We start from the raw sequence: 24412 nt of genomic DNA, 5'->3' as shown, positions 1-24412 counted from the left end.
CGCCGGGGAACGCTCACTGCGCCAGCACTTCCCGCAACCCGAATTCATCGCCCAGCGCCAGCCTGGCCGCCCGCAGCGCTCCACGCGCCACCGCTGCATCGCCCGCCAGCCTGAACAGCGCCGGCAGTTCCCACGGCGCCCGCAACAACCCGCCCAGCACCGCCCCCACATCGGTCTTGCCACCTTCGCCCATGCCGGCAGCGGCCGCCGCGGGCACCGCCCGCTCGGCCGGATCGATCACCACGCGGCAAGCCGAGAACGGCAGCCGGCATGCCGCCGCCATGCGCGCGGCGATATGCGATTCCATATCGACGCACAGCGCCCCGCACGCCTGCCGCAGCAACTGCTTGCCGGCAACCGTCAGCACCGGCTGGTCAGCCCCCGCGATCGTGCCGACCCTGGCATGCGCCATCGCCGCATGCATCGCCCGTGTCCATGACAAATCGGCGTCGTAGCGCTCGCCATCCGCGCAGACCCGGTCGGCAATCACGATATCCCCCGGCGCCAGCGCCGGATCGAGCCCGCCGGCAACGCCGAAACTGATGATGCCCACGCACTCGCGGCTGGCTAGCGCCGACACGCCCTGTTCCAGCGCAATGCCGCGCAGCCCGTGCACCACCCGGCAATGCGGCCCGGCAGCGATGCGCGCCTCGAATTCCATGCCGGCAACGACCAGCACGAACGGCCCTTTCACAGGCCCCACGACACGTGCCCAGCGCCGCCACGCTGCAGGTTGCGATAGCGCGCCAGCGCCCACAACGGAAAGTAGCGCGCATAACCGTGGTAGCGCAGGTAGAACACCCGCGGAAAGCCCACCGCGGTAAAGCGGGGCTCATGCCACAGCCCGCCGGACTGCTGCGTGCGCAGTAGGTAGTCGATGCCGCGCGCCACCGCGGGGTGCCGGGCGGCGCCGGCCGCCATCAGCGCCAGCAGCGCCCATGCGGTCTGCGAGGCCACGCTGGGCGCGGGCTCGTAGCCGCGGTAGTCGAGCCGGTAGCTGCTGCCGTCCTCGCCCCAGCCGCCGTCCGCGTTCTGGATCTGCACGAGCCACGCCACCGCGCGGCGCATCTCCGGCGCCTCCGGCGGCAGGCCGGCGGCATTCAGCGCGCACAGCGCGCTCCAGGTGCCATAGATATAGTTCGTGCCCCAGCGGCCGAACCAGCTGCCGTCGGGCATCTGTTCGCGCCGCAGGTAGCGCAGCGCGCGTGCGGCGGGCTCGCTCTTGTCGGGGGTGGCGCCGGTCTGGCACAGCATCGACAGGCAGCGCGCCGACACATCGGCGGTGGGCGGGTCCAGCAGCGCGCCGTGGTCGGCGAAGGGGATGTTGTTCAGGTAGAGGTGGGTGTTCTCCGGCTCGAACGCGCCCCAGCCGCCATTGCCGCTCTGCATGCCGACGATCCACTCGCTGGCACGCGCCACCGCTTCGTCGTAGCGGCCCGGCGCGCCGTGCGCGCGCATGTAGCGGTCCATCGCGGCCGCGACCACGGCGGTGTCGTCCACGTCCGGGTAATAGTCGTTGGCGTACTGGAAGGCCCAGCCGCCGGGGCGTACCAGCGGGCGGCGCACCGCCCAGTCTCCGCGCACGTCCAGCACCTGCAGCGGCTTGAGCCAGTCCAGGCCGCGCCCGACCGCCGCGGCCGCGCGTGCCTCGCCGGTTTCGAGCAGCGCATGCGCGGCCAGTGCGGTGTCCCACACCGGCGACAGGCAAGGCTGGCAGTAGGCTTCGTCGCCGTGCTCGACCAGCAGACGCTCGACCGAACGCCGCGCCACCGCGCGCGCGGGATCGTCGGGCGGCACGCCCAGCACGTCGAACATCATCACGCTGTTGGCCATCGCCGGGAAGATCGCGCCCAGGCCGTCCTCGCCGTTGAGCCGCTCGCGCACGAAGGCCTGCGCGGCGTCGATGGCGCGCCGGCGCAGCAGGCGCGGAAAGAGCGGCTCGGCCACGCGCATCAGCGCATCCAGACCGCGGAATGCCGCGTACCAGCCGGCGTGCTGGTGCGCGGCGCGGCGCGGCAGCCGCACGTTGTGGCACGGGCCCACGAACAGTTCGTTGATGCCGACCGCGCGCGGGTTGCGCGCCAGCGGGCGCAGGCTGTTGAGCACCAGCAGCGGCACGATCACCGTGCGCGCCCAGTACGAGACCTTGGACAGGTGGAACGGGAACCACTGCGGCAGCAGCATGATTTCCACCGGCATCATCGGCACCGCCGACCATGGCATCGCGCCGTACAGCGCCAGCAGCGTACGCGTGAAGACATTGCAGGCCTCGGCCCCGCCCAGCGCATGGATGGCCTGGCGCGCGCGCTGCATATGCGCGGCCTGCGGATCATCGCCGGCCATCTTCAGCGCGAAATACGCCTTCACGCTGGCGCTCACGTCAGAGCGGCCTTCGTGGAACAGCGGCCAGCCGCCGTCGGCGTTCTGGATGCGGTGCAGGTAGCGCGCGATGCGGGCCTCGAGCGCCAGGTCCGGGGTCTCGCCGAGGTAGTGCACCATCAGCACGTATTCGGCGGGGATGGTGGCGTCGGCCTCGAGTTCGTAGACCCAGTGACCGTCGGGACGCTGATGGTGCAGCAGCGCGTCGATGGCGCGGCCGATGCCCTGGTCGAGCGCCGGCGCGGCGTGGCGCGGCGCGGGCATCGCCGGATCGGCAGCTGGCTCCGCACGCGGCGCGGCCGTGGCGAAGGCGGTCTCGTTTAATGCAGACTCCGACATGCAAACTCCTTGTGCCGGCGCACGGCGACGCCGTGCACGGCATGCATCGGGTGGCCGCGCTCAGCCAATGGCGTGGCGCAGCACGATCCAGAGCAGTTGCGCGCGCGGCAGGCGCACGCGCTGGCGCGGTGCGCGCCAGCCCTGCGTGCGCAGGCGCGCCAGGATGCGGTGGTAGACCTCGGCCATGATCCGCGGCGAGCGCACCTGCCGGGCAGGGCAGCGCGCCATGACCGCGTAGGCCTGGTCGTAGTGCGCCTGCGCTTCCTGCGCTAGCAAGGCGCAGGCCTGCCCGAGCGCGGGATGCGCCGCCACCGCCTGCGGCCCGTCTGCCGCGAGCCCGGCGGGGACGCCGGCGGCGGCCAGTGCCTGCGCCGGCAGGTACAGCCGGCCAATGGCGGCGTCCTCGTCGATATCGCGCAGGATATTGGTCAGCTGCAGCGCGCGCCCCAGGTGGTGTGCCAGCGCGATGCCGCAGGTTTCTTCCAGCCCGAACACGCGCACCGCAAGCCGGCCCACGGCACTGGCGACACGGTCGCAATACAGGTCCAGGGTGGCGGCATCCGGGGCGCGGATGTCTTGCTCGACGTCCATGGTCATGCCGTCGATCACGGCGAGGAAGTCCTGCTGCTGCAGGTTGAAGGCGCGGATCTGCGCGCACAGCGGCTGCAGGGCTGGCGGCGGGGTGCCGGCGTAGCAGGCGGCGATGTCGCCCCGCCAGGCCTCGAGCGCGGCCAGGCGTTGGGCATGCGGCGCGTCGCCGTCGGCGATATCGTCGACGGCGCGGCAGAACGCATAGATCTCGAACATGGCCTGGCGCTGCACTGCCGGCAGGATGCGCAGCGCTGCATGGAAGGAGCTGCCCGCCGAGGCCGCGGGTCCGGCATGGGGGCCGTGCATGGCTGCTGCGGCGGCAGGGGCGTCTGGCGTTGCGATTTGAGTACCGGCCACGTAACTCCTCGACACGCTGCAAACCGTCCCGCTGATGGCTGTATTGCCAACTGTATTGCCAGCTGTACTGAACGCGCTACGGCGAACCGTATGGCGCCATGGGGGCGGCCAGTGGCGGGAGGGTGGTTGTGGGTCGGCCGATTATAGCAACATCGTCCGAAACCTCGCCGGTAACATTTCGGCCGTCAGGGCTCCTTCTGGGGCGTGTTCCCAGGCGATTTCTGAGGCGCAGGCCGGGGTGCATCCGGCGTTCCGGCCGGCAGCGCGACATAGCGCGCGTACGGCACGCCCCGCGCCGGTGTGGCGGTGGTCTGGTCGATCACGCGTTCCACGTCGGCCACCTCGCCCAGCGCGGCGAGGAAGGGCGCGACGGCAAATCCCGGCCGGACGCAGCCCTGCACCACCAGCCAACGCCCGCTGACGGTGATCCACAGCGAGCTGTCGCGCCAGCCCGGCAGCGTGGCCGACAGCGTCTCGAGGCGCCGCCGCAGGCTGTCGGCGATCTCGCGGTCGTACTGGAAGGCGTTGGACAGGCGGCAGCGCCCCTCGGTCCAGCAATGGTTGCCCTGTTCGATGCGGTGGTGCGCATCGTGCCGCCATTGCGCCTCGGTGATGCGCGGGCCCGCCGGCTCGGGACATGCCGGGATGCGCGCGGACACCTGCAGGAAGGGGTCGTTGCCGCGGTTGAGCAGGGCTCCGGCCCCGGCGTCCGCGGCGGGCGCAGGCATGGCAGCCAGCGCCAGGGCGCCGGCGACCAGCGGCGCCAGTGGCGGCAGGCGGTGGGCAGGCATCGCAAGACTCCTCGGTGGCGGGGTCAAGGAAGCGCGGGGCCATGCAATGGGACATGCGCTCCGGGACAAAAGTCAAAGGCAAAGACAAATGAAAAGGCCCCGCGCCGAAGCTGCGGGGCCTTGCCTGCTCCGGCCAGTCCTTGGGGACCGGCCCGGTACTCAAACCGGTATCAGAGGGCCTGGATCTTGGTGGCTTGCTCGCCCTTCTGGCCCATGGCCTTGACGTAGCGCACCTTCTGGCCTTCCTTCAACGACTTGAAGCCCGAGCCTTCGATTGCGGAGAAGTGCGCGAACAGGTCATTGCCGCCTGCGTCCGGCGTGATGAAGCCGAAGCCCTTGGCGTCGTTGAACCACTTAACGGTACCGGTTTCCATATCTATCTCAACCTTGAATTTCAAAATGAGCGAAAACGCTCGTTATACACCGTGTGCAACGCATGTAGCGTGTCTTAATTGGTTACGCGCTACTGCATCCATATGACCTCGATATGTCGCTGTCGTGACAACCGAAAACGGCATGGCCGAAACGTCACGGAACGACACACTGCACAGTGGGAATCATTCTGCCGAATTTTCCCGATGTGTCAATCAGGCGAAGCGCCTAATCATGATGAGAGGTTCCGATAGGAGATATTAGCGTTTTCTACTTCGCATTCGGTTCAGTGAATTCCCTGATTCTTTTATGCGCTTAACTTGGGCAGATGCACCGCCAGCGGGCGCCATGCCGTGACCTCGTGCATAATGGCTGCCGTCCGGTGCAGGGTGGGGCCATCTTTTTTACAAATTCTTACGACGGCGGTAACTTACCGCAATCGGGGGAAGCCCGTGGCTCCGGATATATCATTATGAAAATAAAGCCAAAACCGGTCGGTGTTGTCATCCTATGCATGAACATACGTGAGCGCGCCGACTGTATGCGAGGCCATACATAAAAGACAGGAACGGGAAAACATGTTGGCGTTTCAAACCTAGCTGTTCGGAATTGTCGTTGCGGACAGTGTCGCGACACGTCGCGCACGGGACCTGGTCGGTTCTCCGTTGATTCGTTTGTGCCCGCGGGGCTTGGTGGTCGCCAGTGCCCGCGTAACGCGTTGCCGCGAGGGCGCTGCGCGTCCATGAACATGCCCCCTATGTGCATGGGGGCAAGGCAGCCGTGGGTCGGGCGTTAACGCGTAGGCAGGGACAATGTCTCAATTTCGGAACAATTGTTGACAGTGCGACTCGGGCGTCTGTCATAGCATCCGCAGGTCAAATAACATCGGAAGTTTCCGAGCTCGACCGACAAAGTCGGGCAAGGCGGCGGCGACCGTCCAAAAATGTCGTGCCGGGCGCACATGAGGCGCGGCGCGCAGATAAAGAGGAAGCTAGCTGTGGAGCAGTCGGAGGAAGCAGGGAGCCGGGGCGCGCGAAGGCGGTCCCGATTGCACGGGGTGATGGCGGTGGCGATGCGACGGTTGGTGCAAGGCACGGCGGTGCTGCTGTCGCTGGTATCGGTCAATGCGGCGATGGCGGCGACGGCGGCCGCACCGGCGCCGGGGGCGCCGATGCCGTCAATCGCCTTCCACTATGGGGCGAAGCCGCCGGTCGATGCGCTGCAGGCCTTCGATATCGCCGTGGTCGAACCCGACAGCGGCTTCGATCCGCGCCAGGCCGCCACGCCCGCCACCGCCTGGTTCGCCTATGTCAGCGTGGGCGAGGTCCTGGAAAGCCGCCGCTACTACAAGGACATCCCGCAGGCCTGGCTCACCGGGCGCAACGACGCCTGGAGCGCGCGCGTGGTCGACCAGGCCGCAGAAGGCTGGCCTGCTTTCTACGTCGACAAGGTGATCGCGCCGCTGTGGCAGCGCGGCTTCCGCGGCTTCTTCCTCGATACGCTCGACTCCTACCAGCTGGTGGCAAAGACCGATGCCGAGCGCGCGCGCCAGGAAGCGGGCATGGTGCGCGTGATCCAGGCCATCAAGGCGCGCTATCCCGAGGCGCGCCTGGTCTTCAACCGTGGCTTCGAGATCCTGCCGCAGGTCCATGGGCTGGCCTATGCCGTGGCCTTCGAATCGCTGTTTCGCGGCTGGGACCAGGGCAAGGGCCGCTATGTCGAGGTGCCGCAGGCGGACCGCGACTGGCTGCTGGCGCAGGCCCGCACCATCCGCGAGCAATACCGGCTGCCGGTGATCTCCATCGACTATTGCGCGCCGGCGGACCGCCGCTGCGCGCGCGAGACCGCGCAGCGCATCCGCGCGCTGGGGATCACGCCGTACGTGGCCGATCCGGCCTTGCAGACCGTGGGCGTGGGCAGCGTGGAAGTGCTGCCGCGCCGCGTGCTGGTGCTGCAGGATCAGCGTCCCGGGGAGTCGATCGACAATTCCGAAGGCGTGCGCTTCGTGTCAATGCCGCTCAACTACCTGGGCTACCGTGTGGAGTTCGCCGGCGTCGGCGAACCGCTGCCGGACCTGGGCGTCGACCGCTACGCCGGCGTGGTGATCTGGCTGGAAGGACCGGTCGACGACGCGGCCGCCGGGCGCCTGCGTCAGTGGCTCGGCAAGCAGGTGGAGCAAGGCATCCCGGTGGCCTTCCTGAACGACTTCGGGCTGCGCATGACCGGGACGATGGCGCACAGCCTGGGGCTGAGCCTGGCCAGGGGCCGCGTCGAGGGGCCGGTGCAGGTGGTGTCGAAAGACCCGATGATGGGCTTCGAGGCGCCGGTATTGCCCGACCGCTCGCGCGCGGTGCCGGTGCAGGTAGGCGCCGGGTCGCGCTCGCTGCTGCGGCTGCGCTCGGGCACGCTCACCTATGACGCTGCTGCAATCACGCCCTGGGGCGGTTACGCGATCAGGCCGTACGCGGTCTTGACCGGCATCCAGAACACCGACCCGGACCGCTGGATCGTGCAGCCGCTGGCCTTCCTGCGCGAGGCGCTGCGGCTGCCGGCGATGCCGGTGCCCGACGTCACTACCGAGAACGGCCGCCGCCTGCTGACCATCCATATCGACGGCGACGGCTTTGCCTCGCGCGCGGAGATGCCGGGCGGCGGCTTCTCGGGCGAGGTGCTGTTCCGCGAGGTCTTCGACCGCTACCGGCTGCCGATGACCATGTCGGTGATTCAGGCCGAGCTCAGCGCCGACGGCATGTACCCGAAGCTCAGCGCCGAGCTCGAGCCGATCGCGCGCAAGATCTTCGCGCAGCCGTACGTGGAGGTGGCCAGCCATACCTTCTCGCACCCGTTCACCTGGGCGCTGACCGTGCCCGAGGGCCGACAAAGGGCGCAGGCCGCCGGCAAGGATCACGGCCACGAGCACGGCGCGGGCAAGCAGGCCAAGGCAGAAGAGGCCTACCACCTGCCGGTGCCCGGCTACACGATGGACCTGAACCGCGAAATCGGCGGTTCGATCGACTACATCAACCGCAAGCTCGCGCCCGCCGGCAAGCCGGTCACGCTGCTGCTGTGGTCGGGCGACTGCCAGCCGCCGGCGCAGGCGCTCAAGCTCGCGGCGCAGGCGCGCGTGCTCAACATGAATGGCGGCGACACCATGATCACGCGCAGCAACCCGAGCTGGACCGCGATCTCGCCGCTGGGCATCAACAAGCCGGACGGCACTTTCCAGGTGTTCGCGCCGAACCAGAACGAGAACGTCTATACCAACCTGTGGCACGGCCCGTACTACGGCTTTGAGCGCGTGATCGAGACCTTCGAGCTGACCGACAAGCCGTACCGCTTCAAGCCGGTCAATATCTACTACCACAGCTATTCGGGCACCAAGGTGGCGTCGCTGAAGGCGCTGCGCAAGGTCTACGACTACGTGCTGGCGCAGCCGCTGCTGCCGCTGCATTCGACCGACTACGTGCGCAAGGTGCTGGACTGGCAGGACATGGCGGTGGCGCGCGAGCTGGGCGATGGCACGCAGCCCGGCGCCTGGATCGTGCGCGGCGACGGCAACCTGCGCAACCTGCGCTGGACCGGCGCCGGCGTGCCGGAACTGGCCTCGGCGCGCGGGGTCACCGGTACCTCGGCGGCGCCGGGCGGAGGCGTCTACCTGCACCTGGACGGCGGCGACGTTCGCTTTGTCACGCGCGACGCGCCGGCCGTGGCGAGCGCTCCGCAGCTGGCCGAAGCCAACGGCATCGTGCGCAACTGGCAGCGCGATGGCAGCGTCACGCGCTTTGCCTTCGGCGGCTACTACAAGCCTTTCTTCCGGCTCGCCGGCGCGGCCAACTGCCGCGTGAGCGTTGACGGCAAGACCGTCCAGGGTGTGCGCGAGCGCGATACCTTGCGCGTCGATACCGCGCCCCTTACCGACCTGAACCATGCCAGCCAAGCCGTCGAAGTCCGCTGCGCCGGCTGAGCGCGAGCGGCTGCTGCCGCCGGCGCTGGTACTGACCTTTACCGCGATGGTGGGAGTCGGCCTGGCACTGATGTTCCCGCGCGAGACGCTGCGCGAGCGCTTGCTGGGGCAGGGCCGCACCATGGACGGCCTGACCGTGGCGTACCTGGAAGCGTGGTCCAAGGCCGCGCCGGACGATCCGGGGTTCATGGCGGTGCTCGCCGAGCAATACGCGCGCAGCGGCCGGCTGGACGAGGCCGAGGCCATGCTGGCGCGCATGCAGGCGCTGCAGCGCGCCGACTTGTCCGCCACGATCCTGCGCACGCGCATCGACATCGCGCAGCAGCGTACCTGGGCGGCGCAGCCCGATACGCCTGAGCGCGCGCAGTTCCTGGCACAGGCGCAGGCCTTGCTCAAGGAAGCCACGGCGCGACGCTGGACCATTGCAGAGCTGCAGAGGCTGGCCATGCAGGCACGCGAGCTCGGCGCGACCGATGCACTGGCGGGCTTCTACCGCGAACTGGCGCGCGCCGACCGCGGCCATGCCGATTTCTGGAATCGCCAACTGGCCGAGATTGCGGTCTCCGGCGGCAACTACCGCGACGCCGCGCGCGCGCTGTTCGCGGCCCAGGCCCGCGCCGGCACGCTGGCCGAGCAGCGCGCGCTGTTCCTGAAGGCCGTGCAGACGCTGCAGTCCGGCAACCTGCTGGACGAGGCACTGGCCGAAGCCGAACGCCATGCCGGGCCGCTGCTCGACGATCCCGAGGTGCTGCGCTACCTGACCAGGCTGGCGCTGGCGGCCAACCGGCCGGAGCAGGCCGCCCGCTACGTGGAGCGGTTGCTGAAGCTGTCTTCGTTGCGGCACCGCCCGGCTGCGCAGGCGGCGCGCATGCTCGCCGCGGCGCAGCCGTGGGCCGCGCAAGGGGTGGTCTTCCTCGACGGCCCGCGCGGGCTGGCGCTGCGCGATGCGCTGCAGGCCGCCGGCGTGCTGCAAACGCGCAAGGCGGCCGCCAGTGCCGCTGACAAGGCCGAGGGCGCCGCCGCCGAGAAGCCCTTCAACGCCGAGGACCATGACCTCGCCTATCGCGTCTTCCTCGCCGCCGGCAAGCTTGACCAGGCCCAGCGCGTGGCCGAGACCGCAGTGCGCAGGCTGCCCGGCGACCTGCTGTGGCGCGAGCGCCTGGCGCAGGTGGCCGAATGGAACCGCCAGCCCGCAGTAGCATTGCAAAACTGGCTGGCGTACGCGCAGGCCAGCAACGACGAGCGCGCCTGGGACCATGTGCTGCGCCTGGCGCCGGGGCTGTCGGATGACGCCGCCTACCTGGTCGCGCTGCGCCACCGGGCGCGCGCCGGCGACCTGCGCACCGTGGACGCGGTGGTCGCCGCCTACGAGCGTCTGGGCGAGCCGGAACAGGCCATGGCCTTCCTGGACGGCCTCAGCCGCGGCCCCAATGCGCGCGAGATCATGGAGCGCAACGCGGCACTGGCCGAGCGCGCCGGCAAGGACGGGCGTGCCTTCACGCTCTACACCGAGCTGCAGGAGCGCTTCGGCCCGCGCCCCGCGTATGCGCTCAAGCTCGCCAACTCCAACTATGTGCATGGCCGCCTGAGGCAGGCGCTTGACGCCATGCTGGTTGCGCGCGCCGCCGCCGGCACGGCCCAGGGTGACGCGCTCTACTGGCGCACCTTCACCGAGCTGGCCAGGCTGAACCAGCGCGACGACCTGCTCGACGAGGGCTATCGCAAGCTGACGGCATCGATCTCCGGCCCGCAGGAGGACCCGTGCCGGCGCCAGCCCGAAGGCAGCCTGCGCAACGACTGCGCGGACGCGCAAACCACCGTGCAGGAACGCGACCTGGCCAACCTGCTGGCGTACTACGACCGCAGCCCGATCGATGCCGGCCGCATCGCCGAAGCCTACTGGCGCAAGCACGGCAGCCAGGAGGCGCTGGAGCTGACGGTCTACTACTACACCCAGGCGCGCGCCTGGGCGCGCGTCGAGCGCTTCCTGGCCAGTCTGACCCCGGCGCAGTTGCGGGCGTCCGAGCAATCGGGCCGCTTCCTGACCTACCGCGCCGAATACCTGCGCGCCATCGGCCAGCGCGAGCGCTCGATGGCAGACCTGCGTCGTGCCGCCAACCTGCCTGAAGCCAGCAGCCAGGCACTGGGCGGGCTGCTGTGGGCACAGGTCGACATGGGCACCGACAACGAAGTGCGCGCACTGATGCGCCGCCTGAAAGGCGAGGCAGAAGACAGCCCCGACCTGTGGGGCGCGTTCGCCGCCGGCCATATGCGCTTCCAGGACGGCCGCTCGGCGCTGCACTACCTGCGCAAGCTCAATGACGGCAAGCAGGCCGATCCGCTCTGGCTTGGCTTGACCGCCGACGCGTATGAGGCCATCGGACAAACCGACACCGCCTGGCGCACCCGCCGCCAGGCATGGGTGGCACTGCATCACGGCTGGGCCGAAGGCGGCCGCATGCATGCGCGGCTGCGCGCCGATGACGAAGACGATGCCGTGGCCGAGGGCGACGAGCCGGGCCTGCCGTCGCGCGCCGAACTGCGCCGCCAGACCGTGGCGCTGGGGCAGGTGTTCGCCTCGGGCGATGTGTCGCGCGCCCTGGTGATCCAGATGCTGCGCGACGACCGTGCCGCCACGGCGCAGGCGCGCAACGCGCCGCGGCCCGCCGGTGCGAAGTCGAAGCTGGGCGATATCGCCGGGCTGCCGCCGCTGGACGTGGCGCCGCCCGCAGCCGTGGTGCAGCGCGAGGCCGCGCGCGAAAAGGCATTATCCGCCGCCGGCCGCGACGTGGCGCTGGCCTGGGCCCTGTCGTCCGAGGCCAACCCGCTCGCGCGCGCCTGGCTCGCCAGGCACTACGCGCGCACGCTGACGCGCCCGGCCTATGCCGAGATCGCGCTGGCGCTGGACAGCAACGACATGGACGCGCTGGACCGCGTGCTGGAACGCCAGGCCGGCCGCGTGCCGGTAACCAACCAGATCGAGGCCAACCTGCGCCTGGACCGCCTCGGCGCCGCGCAGACGCTGGCGTTCGAGGCCCAGGAGGTGGCGCGCACCGACGACGCGCTGCAGGAGACCCTGCAGGACGCGCTGCTCAACAACGCCCAGGCGATCGAGCCGCGCGTCAGCTTCACGCACCAGAAGCCGCTGGAATACACCGAAGGCAGCCTGGCCGGCGGCGTGCGCCTGTGGGATGGCTATGACCTGAACCTGCGCGGCAGTTGGCGCGACCAGCGCAGCACGGACCCCACGCAGCTGGTGAACGTGCCGTCGTCCGACCGGCGCGCCGACCTGTCGCTGGGCTATCAAGACAACGGCAAGCGCTGGCGTGCCACGGCGGGCTACCGCGAAGGCCTGGACACCATGGCCACCGCGCGTTTCTTCGGCGAGTGGAACCGGCAGGGGCGCCTGCAGTTCAGCACGCTGGCGGGGTTGAACCAGCCCGCCGACGAATCCGCCGCGCTGCGCGTGGGCGGAGCCAAGGACGTGGCGGCGCTGGGCGCGACTTACCGCATCGGGCTGCGCGAGTTCGTCGGCGGCCGCATCGAGTACAGCAGCTTCCGCGGGCAGGACCGCAGCGCGCTGGGGCACGGCATCGTCTATGACGTCGAGGCCGGCTACAAGATCCGCACCGCCTATCCTGACTACACCGTGCGCGTGGTTGGCACGCATGCCAGCTACAGCGCCAACGGCGGCAGCCTGACGCCGCGCATGGCTTCGCTGGTGCCGGCCGGGGACGCGGCCACGCCGGGGTTCTACATGCCGCAGGGCTTTACCCAGGCGGGCGTGCTGTTCGGCTTCGGCACCGGGCTGCTGGACGAATACACGCGCAAGTGGCGCCCGTTCGGCGAAGTCGGGCTGCTGCGCGACACGCGCGCGCGCCAGAACTTCCGCATGCAGCTCGGCGTGGCCGGGTCGGTGTTCGGCAACGACCACCTGTCGCTGTTCGTCTCGCACGAGACCGCGGCGCGCAACGGCGGCGTGCCGCTGACGGAGCTGGGAATGCGCTACCGCTGGCTGTACTGAGCCGGCGCGGGCGTGCGGCGATCGGCTGACAACAGGATATGGATCGAGGGAAAAAGGGGAAAACGATGAGCAAAGAGACCAGGGAATCGACGGGCAAGGCAATGAGGCGGCTGGCCGCATGGTGCGGCGCGCTGGGCGCGGCGCTGTGGCTGGCGGGCTGCGCGGTGACGGACGTGGGCCGAGCGCCGCAGCTTGCACGTGGCGAGACCATCGCCGTGCTGCCGATCGTCAACTACACCGAGACGCCGCAGGCGGGCCTGCGTGCCGAGGCGATTGCGGAGAGCCTGCTCAAGACCGGCGGCGTGGCCAGCCTCAAGCGCTACCCGGCCAGCCTCAACCCGGAAACGCTGTTCGAGCCCGCCGAGCGCGAGGCCGTGGGCAAGGCGCTGGAATGGGCGCGTGCCGAGAAGGCGCGCTATGCGCTGACCGGGGCGGTGCAGGAGTGGCGCTACAAGGTCGGCGTCGACGGCGAGCCGGCGGTGGGCATCTCGCTGCAGCTGCTGGACGTGGCCAGCGGCGAGGTGGTCTGGTCGGCCACCGGCAGCGACAGCGGCTGGAGCCGCGCCTCGCTGTCGGGCACCGCGCAGAAGCTGTTGCGCCGCCTGCTGGCGCCGCTGATGCAGGGTTGAGGTGTTAGCGCGAAGCATGACAATGCCGCAGGCATGCGGCAAACCGGTTGAAGCAAGGGGATAAGCGTGGCCAATCCGGCTGACAACACACATCGCGCGCGGCAAGGGCAGGGCATCGGCCTGGGCGGACGCTATGCGCGCCTGCTGGCGCCCGCGGTGAATGGGCGCGCGGCCGTGGTCGAACTGGTGGTGGCGATGCTGCTGGCGATGGGGCTGGCCTGGCTGGTGCTGCCGCAGAACCCGCTGCTGCTGGGCCTGGGCTTTCCTTGGGCCTGGCTGCTGCCGGTGATCCTGGCGCTGCGCTATGGCACGCTGATCGGCGTGGGCAGCGTGCTGATGCTGCTGGGCGGGTGGTTCTTCTTCGAGGAGGCCGGCGCGGTCAGCGGCCCGTTCCCGCGCATGTTCTTCCTGGGCGGGCTGCTGCTGGTGCTGGTGGCCGGGCAGTTCGGCGATATCTGGGGCACGCGCCTGGCGCGCGCCCGCGCGGTCAACCGCTACCTGGACGAGCGCCTGGCGGCGCTGACCAAGAACCACTACCTGCTACGCATCTCGCACGCGCGGCTGGAGAACGACCTGCTGGCGCGGCCGACCACGCTGCGCGACACGCTGTCGCAGCTGCGCGGCGTGGCGCAGGACGAGGCAGTGCGCACCGGCCAGCCGCTGGCGGGCGCGCAGCCGATGCTGCAGGTGGTGGCGCAGGCGTGCCAGCTCGAGGCCGCCGCGCTCTACGCGAGCGACGGCGACAAGATCGACGCCGCCCCCGCGGCGAGCGTCGGCCCGCTCTTCGCGCTCGACACCACCGACCCGCTGGTGCGCCACTGCCTGGACACGCGCCAGCTCGCGCACCTGCGCGCCGAAGGCCTGCAGCATGATGCGCAGACCCGCTACGTGGCGGTGGCGCCGGTGCTGGCCGGCTCCGACCACCTGATCGGCGTGCTGGTGGTCGAGCGCATGCCGTTCCTGTCGCTGACCTATGAAAACCTGCAGATGCTGATGGTGCTGCTGGGCTACTACGCCGATGGCGTCGAGCATGCCGGCGCCACCCGTTCGATCCAGGCGGCAGCGCCGGGCTGCCCGTACTCGTTCGCGCTCGATTACGCGCGTCTGTCGCGGCTGCGGCGCGAGACCGGCATCGACAGCTCGGTGGTGGCGCTGGTGTTCGACCTGGACCCCGAGCGCGACGCGCTGTTCGACCAGGTGGTGCGCAGCCGGCGCGCGCTGGATGTGGCGTGGCCGGTGGTCAACAGCCATCACCGGGCCATGCTGACGCTGATGCCGCTGTCGGATGCGCAGGCGGTTTCCGCGTATCTGGTGCGTATCGAAGACATGCTGCGCGCGCAGTTCGGCACCGATTTCACCAGCGCGGGCATCGGCGTCTATACGCTGGCCGTGCCCGGCACCGGCTCGGAAGACGCGCTGCTCAAGCTGCTGCACCGCGCCCAGGTGGATGGCGCTGTGGCGCAGACGAAGGTGCAAGCCGGGGAAGCCCGCCATGTTTAAGCTCGGCGCCGGCGGCCTGGCCGCGCAGCTCGCCGCGCTGGCCTTGCTGGCCCGCGCCGGCAACAGTACCGCGCTGCTGCTGGCCTTTGTCGGCATGCAGGCGGTGGCGGCCGCGCTGACCGCTCTGGTGCTGTGGCGCCTGCTGCCGCGGCGCATGCGCGTGCCGTTCGCGTGGAGCTACGGCTTTCTCGCGCTGTTCTGCTTTTTCGTGCCGCTGGGCGGCGTGCTGGTGTGGTTTGGCAGCTATCTGTTCTCGAAACTGTTCCCACGACGCACGGACGCCAGCGGCATCGGCACCGTGGGCCTGCCCGAGTTCGTCACGCACCTGATGGCGCGCGTCACGCACGGCGGCGGCGCACGCCTGCGTGCGCAGCTGGGCAACGCGCGTGCGCCGTTGCCTGAGCGCCTGACCGCGCTGGTGGCGATGCAGTCGATGCCGGCGCGCACCGCCAGCCCGGTGCTGCGCGAGCTGCTGGCCGACAGCGCCGACGATATCCGCCTGCTCGCCTACGGCATGCTGGACGGCGCCGAGAAGCAGCTGACCCAGCAGATCCTGGCCGAGCTGCCGCGGCTGGAAAGCGCCGCCAGTGCCGTCGAGCGCGCCGAGATCAACAAGCGCCTGGCCGATCTCTACTGGGAGCTGATCTACCAGAACCTGGTGCAGGGCGACGTCTACCGCTACACCGCCAGCCAGGTCGAGCGCTATGCCGGCGCGGCGCTGGAGCATGACGACCGCAACGCCTCGCTGTGGTACATGCGCGGCCGGCTGGCGCTGGTGCGCAACGCCCCGCGCGAAGCGCGCGAATGGCTGCAGCGCGCCGAATCCCTCGGCTTTGCGCGCGAACGCGTGCTGCCGCTGCTGGCCGAAGCCGCTTACCTGGAACGCGACTACGCCGCGGTGCGCCAGCTGATGGCATCGTTCGACAGTCCCTCGCCGCTCCCGCTGGTGCGGCCCCTGCTGCGTTACTGGCAGTCCGGAGCACAAGCCGGAGCGCAATCATGAGCGAGATCCTGCTGAAAGGGACGTCGGCCGACGTCATGCTGCTGCTCGAAGGCACCTTCCCCTATGTGAGCGGCGGCGTATCGAGCTGGGTCAACCAGATGATTCGCGCGTTCCCCGACGTGCGCTTCGGCATCGTCTTCATTGGCAGCCGGCGCCAGGACTATGGCGACATGGCCTACCGGCTGCCGCCCAACGTGGTCCACCTGGAAACCCATTTCCTGTACGATTTCCCGCCGCCGCCGATGGTCCACGGCAGTTCCGGCGATCCCGCCGCGTTCGACGCCTCGGACCGGCTGCACGACCTGCTGCGCCAGCCCGGCCACGAAGCCGAAGCCGGCGCCATGATCCGCGCGCTGATGCCGGCGCTGCGCGAGGGCGGGGCGCTGGGCGAAGACGCCTTCCTGTACAGCCGCCGCGCCTGGCAGACCATCACCGACCAGTACCGGAGCTTCTGCACCGACCCGTCGTTCACGGACTATTTCTGGACCGTGCGCATCATGCACAAGCCGCTGTGGCAGCTGATGCGCATTGCCGACGGCCTGATCCCGGCGCAGGTCTACCACACCGTTTCCACCGGCTACGCGGGCTTTCTCGGCGCGCTGCTGCGCCACCGCAACCAGCGCCCGCTGCTGGTGTCGGAGCACGGCATCTACACCAAGGAACGCAAGATCGACCTGTTCCAGAGCCAGTGGATCCGCGACAACCGCAATGTGTTCGAGCGCGACATCTCCCAGATCAGCTACTTCCGCGAGCTGTGGGTGCGCTTTTTCGAGACGCTGGGGCGGGTCTGCTATGACGCCGGCGATGACATCGTCGCGCTGTATGAAGGCAACCGGCGCCGCCAGGTGCTCGATGGCGCCCCCGAGGCGCGCACGCGCAGCATCCCCAACGGCATCGACCTGCCGCGCCTCGCGCCGCTGCGCGACCAGCGCAAGCCGGGCGTGCCGCCGGTGCTGTGCCTGATCGGCCGGGTGGTGCCGATCAAGGACGTCAAGACCTTCATCCGCGCGATGCTCACGGTGGTGCGCGAGTACCCGGAGGCCGAAGGCTGGATCGCCGGCCCGGAGGACGAGGATCCGGAATATGCGCGCGAATGCCGCAGCCTGGCGCAGAGCCTGGGGCTGGGTGACAAGGTCAGGTTCCTCGGCTTCCAGCGCATCGACGCGCTGCTGCCGCAGGTGGGCGTGCTGGTGCTGAGCTCGATCAGCGAGGCGCTGCCGCTGGTGGTGCTCGAAGGCTTTGCCGCCGGCGTGCCGTGCGTGACCACCGACGTGGGCTCATGCCGCGAGCTGCTGTTCGGCCTGCCCGGCGAGGATGCCGCGCTGGGCGCCGCCGGCGGCGTGGTGCGCATTGCCGACCCCGCGGCGCTGGCCGGCGAGGCCCTGGCGCTGCTGAAAGACCCGGCGCGCTGGCAGGCGGCGCAGGCGGCGGGCGTTGCCCGGGTGGAGCGCTACTACACCCAGCAGCGCATGGTGGGCAGCTACCGCGACCTGTACCAACGGCTGATGGCGCAACCCGACGGCGCCGGGCATGACCGGCGCGGCGGCGGCAATCCCGCGCGCTGCCCGGTCCACGGAGGAGCCTGAGCATGGCGGGCATTGGATTCGAGCTGCGCAAGATGCTGCGCCGGGACAACCTCTCCGGCATGCTGGGCGCCTATGCGTACGCGGGCATCATCAGCTCCGGGCCGTGGATCCTGTCGATCGTCGGCATCCTGCTGATTGGCATGCTGAGCCTGCCCTTCGTGGTGCCGGGCACGCTGATCACGCAGTTCCAGGTGTCGGTGACCTACCTGATCGCGGGCAGCCTGATCCTGACCGGGCCGATGCAGCTGTCGTTCACGCGCTTTACTTCCGACCGGCTGTTCGAGAAGCGCGACCACCTGGTGCTGAGCAACTACCACGCGGTGGCGCTGCTGGTGACCGTGCTGTCGGGCGGCACCGGCCTGGCCTGCGCAGTGTTCAGCTTCGGCGAGCAGTCGGTGCTGTACCGGCTGCTGATGGTGGCCGGCTTCGTGGTGCTGAGCAATATCTGGATCGCCGCGATCTTCCTGTCCGGCATGAAGCAGTACAAGGCCATCGTCTGGACCTTCCTGCTCGGCTACGCGATTTCGGTGGGCGCCGCGCTGGCGCTGCGCGGCCACGGGCTGGAAGGGCTGCTGGGCGGCTTCGTCGCCGGCCAGCTGTGCCTGCTGACCGGCATGGTGACGCTGATCTACCGCAACTACACCAGCCGCCAGTTCATGACGTTCGAGGTGTTCGAGCGTCGCTACGCCTACCCCAGCCTGGTGGCGATCGGCCTGCTGTACAACCTCGGCATCTGGATCGACAAGTTCATGTTCTGGTACGCGCCGTCCACCGGGCAACAGGTGATCGGTCCGCTGCACGCGTCGATCATCTACGACATCCCGGTGTTCCTGGCCTACCTGGCGATCATCCCGGGCATGGCGGTGTTCCTGGTGCGCATTGAGACCGATTTTGTCGAGTACTACGACGCGTTCTACAACGCGGTGCGCGGCGGCAGCTCGCTCGAGCATATCGAGGACATGCGCAACACCATGGTCCAGACCATCCGGCTGGGGCTGTACGAGATCGTCAAGGTGCAGGCCATCGCCGCGCTGCTGCTGTTCGTGGTGGGCGCGTGGGTGCTGCGGCTGCTGGGTATTTCCGAGCTGTACATGCCGCTGCTCTACGTGGACGTAATCGGCGCCAGCCTGCAGGTGGTGTTGCTGGGCGTGCTCAACATCTATTTCTACCTGGACCGGCGCCGCGAGGTGCTGCTGCTGACCGCCACCTTCGTGGTGCTGAACCTTGCGCTGACGGCGCTGACGCTGCGGCTGGGGCCGGCCTGGTATGGCTACGGGTTTGCGGTGTCGCTGCTGGTCGTGGTGGCGCTGGCGCTGTACCTGCTGGACCGCAAGCTGGACCGTCTGGAGTACGAAACCTACATGCTGCAGTAGGGCGCCCGGGCCCGGCGCGATCGCCGCAGGGAATGGGAGATCGCGGGACGTTCGCGGGAGGATCGGCGCAGTTCGCACCGATACCCCCTCATCGGGAGTCTCGACGGGTGGGGCCGCGATTAGGTAACATTGCGGCAGCCGGCGGGCTTCGGCCTGGCCCGCCGGATCAGATCGACGGCCGCGCCGCCCTTGCGGGGGTGAATTCAGGGAATGGACTTGCCGGCCGAGCCGTCGACATGCCGTGGCAGAGACCGCAGTTGCAGTCGGAAGCTGGCAGAAGGATGTAGAGGTATGCGTATTGCCTCCGTGGAGGATGATCCGGATCAGGCCGAACTGATCCGGCAGATATTGGGCGAGGCCGGCTTCGAGTGCGAGTCCTTCGCCAACGGCGCGGACCTGCTGCGCGCGCTGCGCGAGCGCGCCTACGACCTGCTGATGGTCGACTGGCAACTGCCCGGGACCAGCGGCTACGAACTGGTCAGCTGGGTGCGGCAGAAGTCCGGCAACATGCCGCCGATCCTGTTCGTCACCAGCCGCACCGACGAGGCCGACATCGTCGCGGGCCTCACCGTCGGCGCCGACGACTACATGCTCAAGCCTATCCGCGCCGGCGAACTGATCGCCCGCGTGCGCTCGCTGCTGCGCCGCGCCTATCCCGAGGCCGCGCAGGAAGTCGAGCTGATCCGGCGCGGCAACTACACCGTCGATCCGCGCACGCGCACCATCGCCATCGGCGGCCAGGCGGCCCTGCTGTCGCCGCGCGAGTACGAGCTGGCGCTGTTCCTGTTCCGCAATACCGGCCGCCTGCTGGCGCGCGAGGTGGTGGAGCAGGCCGTCTGGGGCCGCGCCATGGGCGCGGGCTCGCGCACGCTCGACACGCATATCTCGCGGCTGCGCCTGAAGCTGGCGCTGCGCGCCGAGAATGGCGTGCGGCTGACATCCGTGTATTCGCACGGCTACCGGTTTGAAGAAATCTCCGCGGCCGACGCGGAGGCAAACGAGGCCGGGGCGGATGCGTAGGTGGATGAAGGCGGCCGCGCTGGCCTGGCTGTTCGGCGCGGGGATTTCGGTCCAGCAGGTCCAGGCCGGACCGGCGGGCGCGGAAGGCGCCGATTTCCTCTACCTGGTCGAGCCGGGCGATACGCTGATCGCGCTGGCCGAGCGCTATATGGCCTCTGCCGACGGCTGGCGCACACTGCAGCGCCTGAACGGCGTGGCCGACCCATACCGGCTGGTGCCGGGCTCGCGGCTGCGCATCCCGCTGAGCCAGATTCCGGAACAGGCGGCCTCGGCACGCGTGGTCTATGTGCAGGGCGAGGTCCGGGCCAACGGCCGGCCGGTGCAGGTGGGCATGACGCTGGACGAGGCGGCGCGCATTGAGACGCCCGCGGGCGGCTCGGTCACGCTCGAGCTGCCGGACCGCACCCGCGTCACGCTGCCGCCGGCCACTGCGGTGGCGGTGCGGCGCCTGCGCACATTCGCGCGCAGCGGGCTGACCGATACCGTGATCCGCATCGAGAAGGGTGCCGCCGATACGCGCGTGGCGCCCGAAGGCGGCGGTGTCGGCCGCTTCGAGCTGCATACGCCGATGATGGTGACCGGCGTGCGCGGCACCCGCTACCGCGTCTCGGCCGACGCCGAAGGCAGCCGCAGCGAGGTGCTGGAAGGCCGTGTCGGCGTCAGCGCGGCGCGCGGCGCCCACGCGGCGGCGGACCGCGCCATGACGGCAGCCGCTTCGGTCGGCGCAGGCTACGGCATCGGCGTGTCGGCCAATGGCCGGCTGTCGCATCCGGTGGTGCTGCTGCCGGCGCCGGCCTTGCAACCGCCGGCCGATACCGTGCTCGGCCCAGGCTTCGACGCAACCTGGCAACCGGTGGCGGGCGCCGCGGCCTACCGCGTGGCGGTGGCGCGTGATGCCGCGCTGAGCGAGCTGGTCTGGACCGGCATCACCACCGCTACCACCGCCCGCGTCGACGGCCTGCCCGAAGGCACCCTCTACCTCAGCGTCAGCGCCGTGGATGCGCATCAGCTGACCGGTCACGGCGCGCAGGCGCCGGTGTCCGTGCGCCTGAATCCGCCGGCCCCGTTCACGCTGCAGCCCGCCGCCGATGCGGTGCGGTATGCCGAGGCCGTGGCCTTCGAATGGGCCGAGGTGCCTGGCGTGGCGCGCTACGAGCTGGCGCTTGCCGCCGATGCCGGCTTCACGCAGCAGGCCGCGCTGTACCAGGCCGCACAATCCGCCGCCGTGCGGCCACTGGCGCCGGGCCGCTGGTGGTGGCGCGTGCGCAGCGTGGACGGTGCTGGCCGCCCGGGTCCGTGGTCGGCGCCCGTCGCCTTCACCGTCGAGCCGGCGCCGCCGGTGCCGACCCTGCAGGACAATGGCAGCACCCTGCATATCGGCTGGCGCGGGGATAGCAGCGCCGGCTACCGCGTGCAGCTGTCAGCGGACGCAGGCTTCGCCACGCTGCTGGCGGACGAGCACGCCGCCGCCAACGCTATCGACCTGCCACGCCCGGCGGCGGGCGTCTACTACGTGCGGATCGCGCGCGCGGCACCGGGCACGGCCCCGGACCCCGCGGCATTCTCCGCGCCGCAGCGCATCGAGATCTTCGCCTACCTGCGCGATGGCCAGGGCGGCGCGATCGGTGGCATGGGCCCGGGCGACCGGGCCGACGGCGGTGGCCGCATCTGGCTCCGCTGACGCCGCGGGCACGGGTGCGCCCGCGCCCGGCCGCGCCTTCGCGCGCCGCACGCTGATCGAATGGTGCCTGCTGGCCGCCGCCGTGCTGGCACTGGTGGCGCTGGCCGCGCGCGAGGGCTGGACCGAGCGCGCCGACCTGGCCGCCTACGACATCGCCATCGGCGCACAGCACCATCCCGCCCGCGACGATATCGTCATCGTCGCCATCGACGACGCCAGCATCACCGCCATCGGCCGCTGGCCGTGGCGCCGTGCAGTGCTGGCGCACTTGGTCGAGCGCATTGCCGCCGGCGCCCCGCGCGTGATCGGCGTGGACGTGATCCTGTCCGAGCGCGACACCCGCTACCCGCAGGACGACGCGGTGCTGGCGCGCAGCCTGGCGCAGGCCGGCAACGTGGTGCTGCCGGTGGTGGCCGAGCATGCCGGCGCCGGCATGCTGGTGCGCTACCCGCTGGCCGGCCTGGGCGCGGCGGTGGGCCATATCAACATGGTGGTCGATACCGACGGCGTGGCGCGCCAGGTCTACCTGCGCGAAGGGCCGCACCCGGTGCAGGCCGCCGGCGTGCCGCACCTGGCGGCGGTGATGGCGGAGTCCGGGCGCACGCCGCGTCCGCTCGACAGCTACCGCCAGGAGCGCGCGCAGACCACCGAAGGCAACGGCTGGGAACGCCGCGGCCGCTTGCGCATCCCCTATGCGGGGCCGCCCGGCACCTTTGCGCGCGTGTCGGCGCGCGACGTGCTGGAAGGCCGCGCCGATCCGGCACGCTTTGCCGGCAAGGCCGTGCTGATCGGCGCCATGGCCACCGGCATGGGCGACGTGCTGCCCACGCCGGTGTCGCGCGACGGGCGCGGCATGAGCGGCGTCGAGATCCTGGCCAACACGCTGCAGGCGCTGACCGATGGCAACGCCATCGTGGCCGTGCCGCGCGGCTGGCAGCTCGCCGGCACCTTGCTGGCGGTGCTGCTGGCGGCGCTGACTGCATTGCGGCTGCCCCCGCGCGGCGCGCTGGTGGCCACCGGGCTGCTGCTGGCGGGCCTGCTGGGCGGCTCGCTGGTGCTGCTGGCGCTGGCGCGGCTGTGGTTCGCGCCGGCGGCGGCGGTGCTGGGCTGCCTGCTGTTCTACCCGCTGTGGAGCTGGCGCCGGCAGGAAGCCGCGCTGCGCTTCCTGTCCGACGAACTGGCGCGGCTGGAGCGCGAACCCGGCCTGATGCCGGCGCCGCGCCACACCGGCGCCACACTCGACAGCCGCATGCGCGCGGTCTACGGCATGAGCGCGCGGCTGCGCGGCGTGCGCCGCTTCCTCTCCGACGGCCTGGAAAGCCTGCCCGATGCCACCGCGATCTGCGACCTGGACGGCGGCGTGATGCTGGCCAACCGCCGCTGTGTGGCGCTGGCGCCCACGGTGCTGGGCGGCGAACCCGCGCCCGCCGCAGGCGATGCCGGCCCGCCGCGCCCCGCCATCCGCGCTGTGATCGAGGCGCTGTTCCCCGCACCGGCGCCGGCGCTGGCGTACTGGCAGGCGCTGCACGAGCGCCACGCGCGCGCCAGCACGGCCCCCGCGCAGGTCCCTGAAGGCGGCATCGAAGTCGCCGGCCGCGGTGACCGCCGTTACCTGCTCCATGGCGCGCCGCTGCACGGCGATTCGGGCGCCGTGGCCGGCCTGATCGTCAGCGTCACCGACATCACGGCGATCCGGGTCGCCGAGCGCCAGCGCGATCAGATGCTGCGCTTCCTGTCGCACGACATGCGCTCGCCGCAGGCGTCGATCCTGGCGCTGATCGAGTTGCACGAGCGGCGCAACCGTAACGATGGCGCTGCCACGGCCGCTGACGGCACCGTGCTGTCCCGCATTGCCGCGCACGCGCGCCGCACCATGACGCTGGCCGACGATTTCATCAGCGTGGCGCGCGCAGAGTCGAAGTCGCTGGCGTTCATGGAGGTGGAGCTGGGTAGCGTGGTGCTCGATGCCACCGACCAGCTGTGGGCGCTGGCCAACGCGCGCGACGTGTCGTTGCAGATCGATCTGCCGGACGAGCCAGCGGTGGTGCAGGGCGAGCCGGCGCTGCTGGTGCGCGCTATCGCCAACCTGGTCAGCAACGCCATCAAGTTCAGCCCGCGAGGTCGGCCCGTGACGGTATCGCTGGCGCGTGAGCCGGGGCATTTCGCTATCGCCGTGCAGGACCATGGCCCCGGCATCGCGCTGGCCGACCAGGCGCGGTTGTTCGAGCCCTTTGCGCGGCTGCACGAAGGTCAGCAGGGGGCGCCCGATGGCGCTGGCCTGGGGCTGGTGCTGGTGCGCGCTGTGGCCGAGCGGCATGGGGGCAAGGTTGAGGTGCACAGCGTGGTGGATGCGGGGGCCGTGTTCCGGATCGTGCTGCCGGCGGGCTGACCGCTGTTACGTCCGTCGACACAATTGTTGCCATTCGCCCGTGGCGGATTTGCGTAGGAACGAATGGCCGCTGGAGCCGCATCCGGTGGTCTTCACGCCCACGCCAGTTCCCCCAATGGAAGTACCTGGCGTGGGTGGTTTTTTGGCTCCTTGCTGGAGTGGGCGCTTTGCCTGCGGGTTTCATCTGGTTTGATGCTCGACGGCTCGCGCTGCTGGTGACATGTTGTCGTTGCTTGAACCGCTCTGTTCCGCCCTCCTGGGGGGGTTACTTTTTGTCCGAGCGACAAAAAGTAACCAAAAAGCGCGTCGCCTGCGGCTGGCCTTTATCAAGGAGGCGGCGTGGGTGGTGCGGGCGGTGGTGATTTCCGTTTTGGCGTGGTCGCGGTTCGAGCCTGCTACGCCAGGTGAGTCAGT

At 70.1% G+C, this 24412-nt stretch carries 15 protein-coding genes; 10 read left to right on the top strand and 5 right to left on the bottom strand.

Annotated features, from left to right (window positions below):
* Positions 1–13: 13 nt before the first annotated feature.
* The 5 genes from ABNX08_RS30420 to ABNX08_RS30400 form a co-directional block, all read right to left on the bottom strand.
* A complete protein-coding gene (locus tag ABNX08_RS30420; RefSeq protein WP_022539501.1) occupies positions 14–694 on the bottom strand; it encodes a phosphorylase in 681 nt (226 codons plus the stop codon).
* Entirely contained in the window at positions 691–2718 is a 2028-nt protein-coding gene (shc, locus tag ABNX08_RS30415; protein ID WP_022539500.1) for a squalene--hopene cyclase, read from the bottom strand. Before shc ends, ABNX08_RS30420 begins: the two co-directional genes overlap by 4 nt.
* A gap of 60 nt (positions 2719–2778) precedes the next feature.
* Positions 2779–3666, bottom strand: coding sequence for a presqualene diphosphate synthase HpnD (gene hpnD, locus ABNX08_RS30410; protein ID WP_041681845.1), 888 nt, complete (start codon positions 3664–3666; stop codon positions 2779–2781).
* A 185-nt stretch (positions 3667–3851) separates the two neighbouring features.
* Positions 3852–4457, bottom strand: a complete 606-nt coding sequence (locus tag ABNX08_RS30405; RefSeq protein ID WP_022539498.1) for a hypothetical protein — start codon at positions 4455–4457, stop codon at positions 3852–3854.
* Between the two features lie 170 nt (positions 4458–4627).
* Positions 4628–4831 carry a cold-shock protein gene (locus ABNX08_RS30400; RefSeq protein WP_022539497.1) on the bottom strand — a complete coding sequence of 68 codons (204 nt, stop codon included), beginning with the start codon at positions 4829–4831 and terminating at the stop codon, positions 4628–4630.
* 1058 nt (positions 4832–5889) lie between these two features.
* Between ABNX08_RS30400 and ABNX08_RS30395 the strand changes: the two genes are divergently transcribed.
* The 10 genes from ABNX08_RS30395 to ABNX08_RS30350 all read left to right on the top strand — a co-directional run bounded on the left by ABNX08_RS30395 (position 5890) and on the right by ABNX08_RS30350 (position 23998).
* Positions 5890–8793 (top strand): bifunctional glycoside hydrolase 114/ polysaccharide deacetylase family protein, encoded by a 2904-nt coding sequence (locus tag ABNX08_RS30395; protein WP_041681844.1) that lies wholly within the window; start codon positions 5890–5892, stop codon positions 8791–8793.
* Complete coding sequence (locus ABNX08_RS30390; RefSeq protein ID WP_022539495.1) at positions 8756–12817, top strand: tetratricopeptide repeat protein; 4062 nt, start codon at positions 8756–8758, stop codon at positions 12815–12817. The genes ABNX08_RS30395 and ABNX08_RS30390 overlap by 38 nt, the downstream gene beginning before the upstream one ends.
* A gap of 65 nt (positions 12818–12882) precedes the next feature.
* On the top strand, positions 12883–13446 hold the full coding sequence (locus ABNX08_RS30385; protein WP_022539494.1) for a hypothetical protein: 564 nt from the start codon (positions 12883–12885) through the stop codon (positions 13444–13446).
* Between the two features lie 60 nt (positions 13447–13506).
* On the top strand, positions 13507–14946 hold the full coding sequence (locus tag ABNX08_RS30380) for a PelD GGDEF domain-containing protein (protein WP_041681843.1): 1440 nt from the start codon (positions 13507–13509) through the stop codon (positions 14944–14946).
* Positions 14939–15949 (top strand): lipopolysaccharide assembly protein LapB, encoded by a 1011-nt coding sequence (locus ABNX08_RS30375; RefSeq protein ID WP_022539492.1) that lies wholly within the window; start codon positions 14939–14941, stop codon positions 15947–15949. The genes ABNX08_RS30380 and ABNX08_RS30375 overlap by 8 nt, the downstream gene beginning before the upstream one ends.
* Entirely contained in the window at positions 15946–17535 is a 1590-nt protein-coding gene (gene pelF / locus ABNX08_RS30370) for a GT4 family glycosyltransferase PelF (RefSeq protein ID WP_022539491.1), read from the top strand. The genes ABNX08_RS30375 and pelF overlap by 4 nt, the downstream gene beginning before the upstream one ends.
* A gap of 2 nt (positions 17536–17537) precedes the next feature.
* Positions 17538–18908 (top strand): exopolysaccharide Pel transporter PelG, encoded by a 1371-nt coding sequence (pelG, locus tag ABNX08_RS30365; protein WP_022539490.1) that lies wholly within the window; start codon positions 17538–17540, stop codon positions 18906–18908.
* A 291-nt stretch (positions 18909–19199) separates the two neighbouring features.
* Positions 19200–19928 (top strand): response regulator transcription factor, encoded by a 729-nt coding sequence (locus ABNX08_RS30360; protein ID WP_022539489.1) that lies wholly within the window; start codon positions 19200–19202, stop codon positions 19926–19928.
* On the top strand, positions 19921–21609 hold the full coding sequence (locus ABNX08_RS30355; RefSeq protein ID WP_041681842.1) for a FecR domain-containing protein: 1689 nt from the start codon (positions 19921–19923) through the stop codon (positions 21607–21609). Before ABNX08_RS30360 ends, ABNX08_RS30355 begins: the two co-directional genes overlap by 8 nt.
* A complete protein-coding gene (locus tag ABNX08_RS30350; RefSeq protein WP_051369985.1) occupies positions 21533–23998 on the top strand; it encodes a CHASE2 domain-containing protein in 2466 nt (821 codons plus the stop codon). Before ABNX08_RS30355 ends, ABNX08_RS30350 begins: the two co-directional genes overlap by 77 nt.
* Positions 23999–24412 lie beyond the last annotated feature (414 nt).

The organism is Cupriavidus sp. DF5525 (genome assembly GCF_040149425.2).
Lineage (GTDB): Bacteria > Pseudomonadota > Gammaproteobacteria > Burkholderiales > Burkholderiaceae > Cupriavidus > Cupriavidus pickettii_A.
Note: the sequence above shows the minus strand (reverse complement) of the source record. Positions and strands in the feature narration are given on the sequence as shown.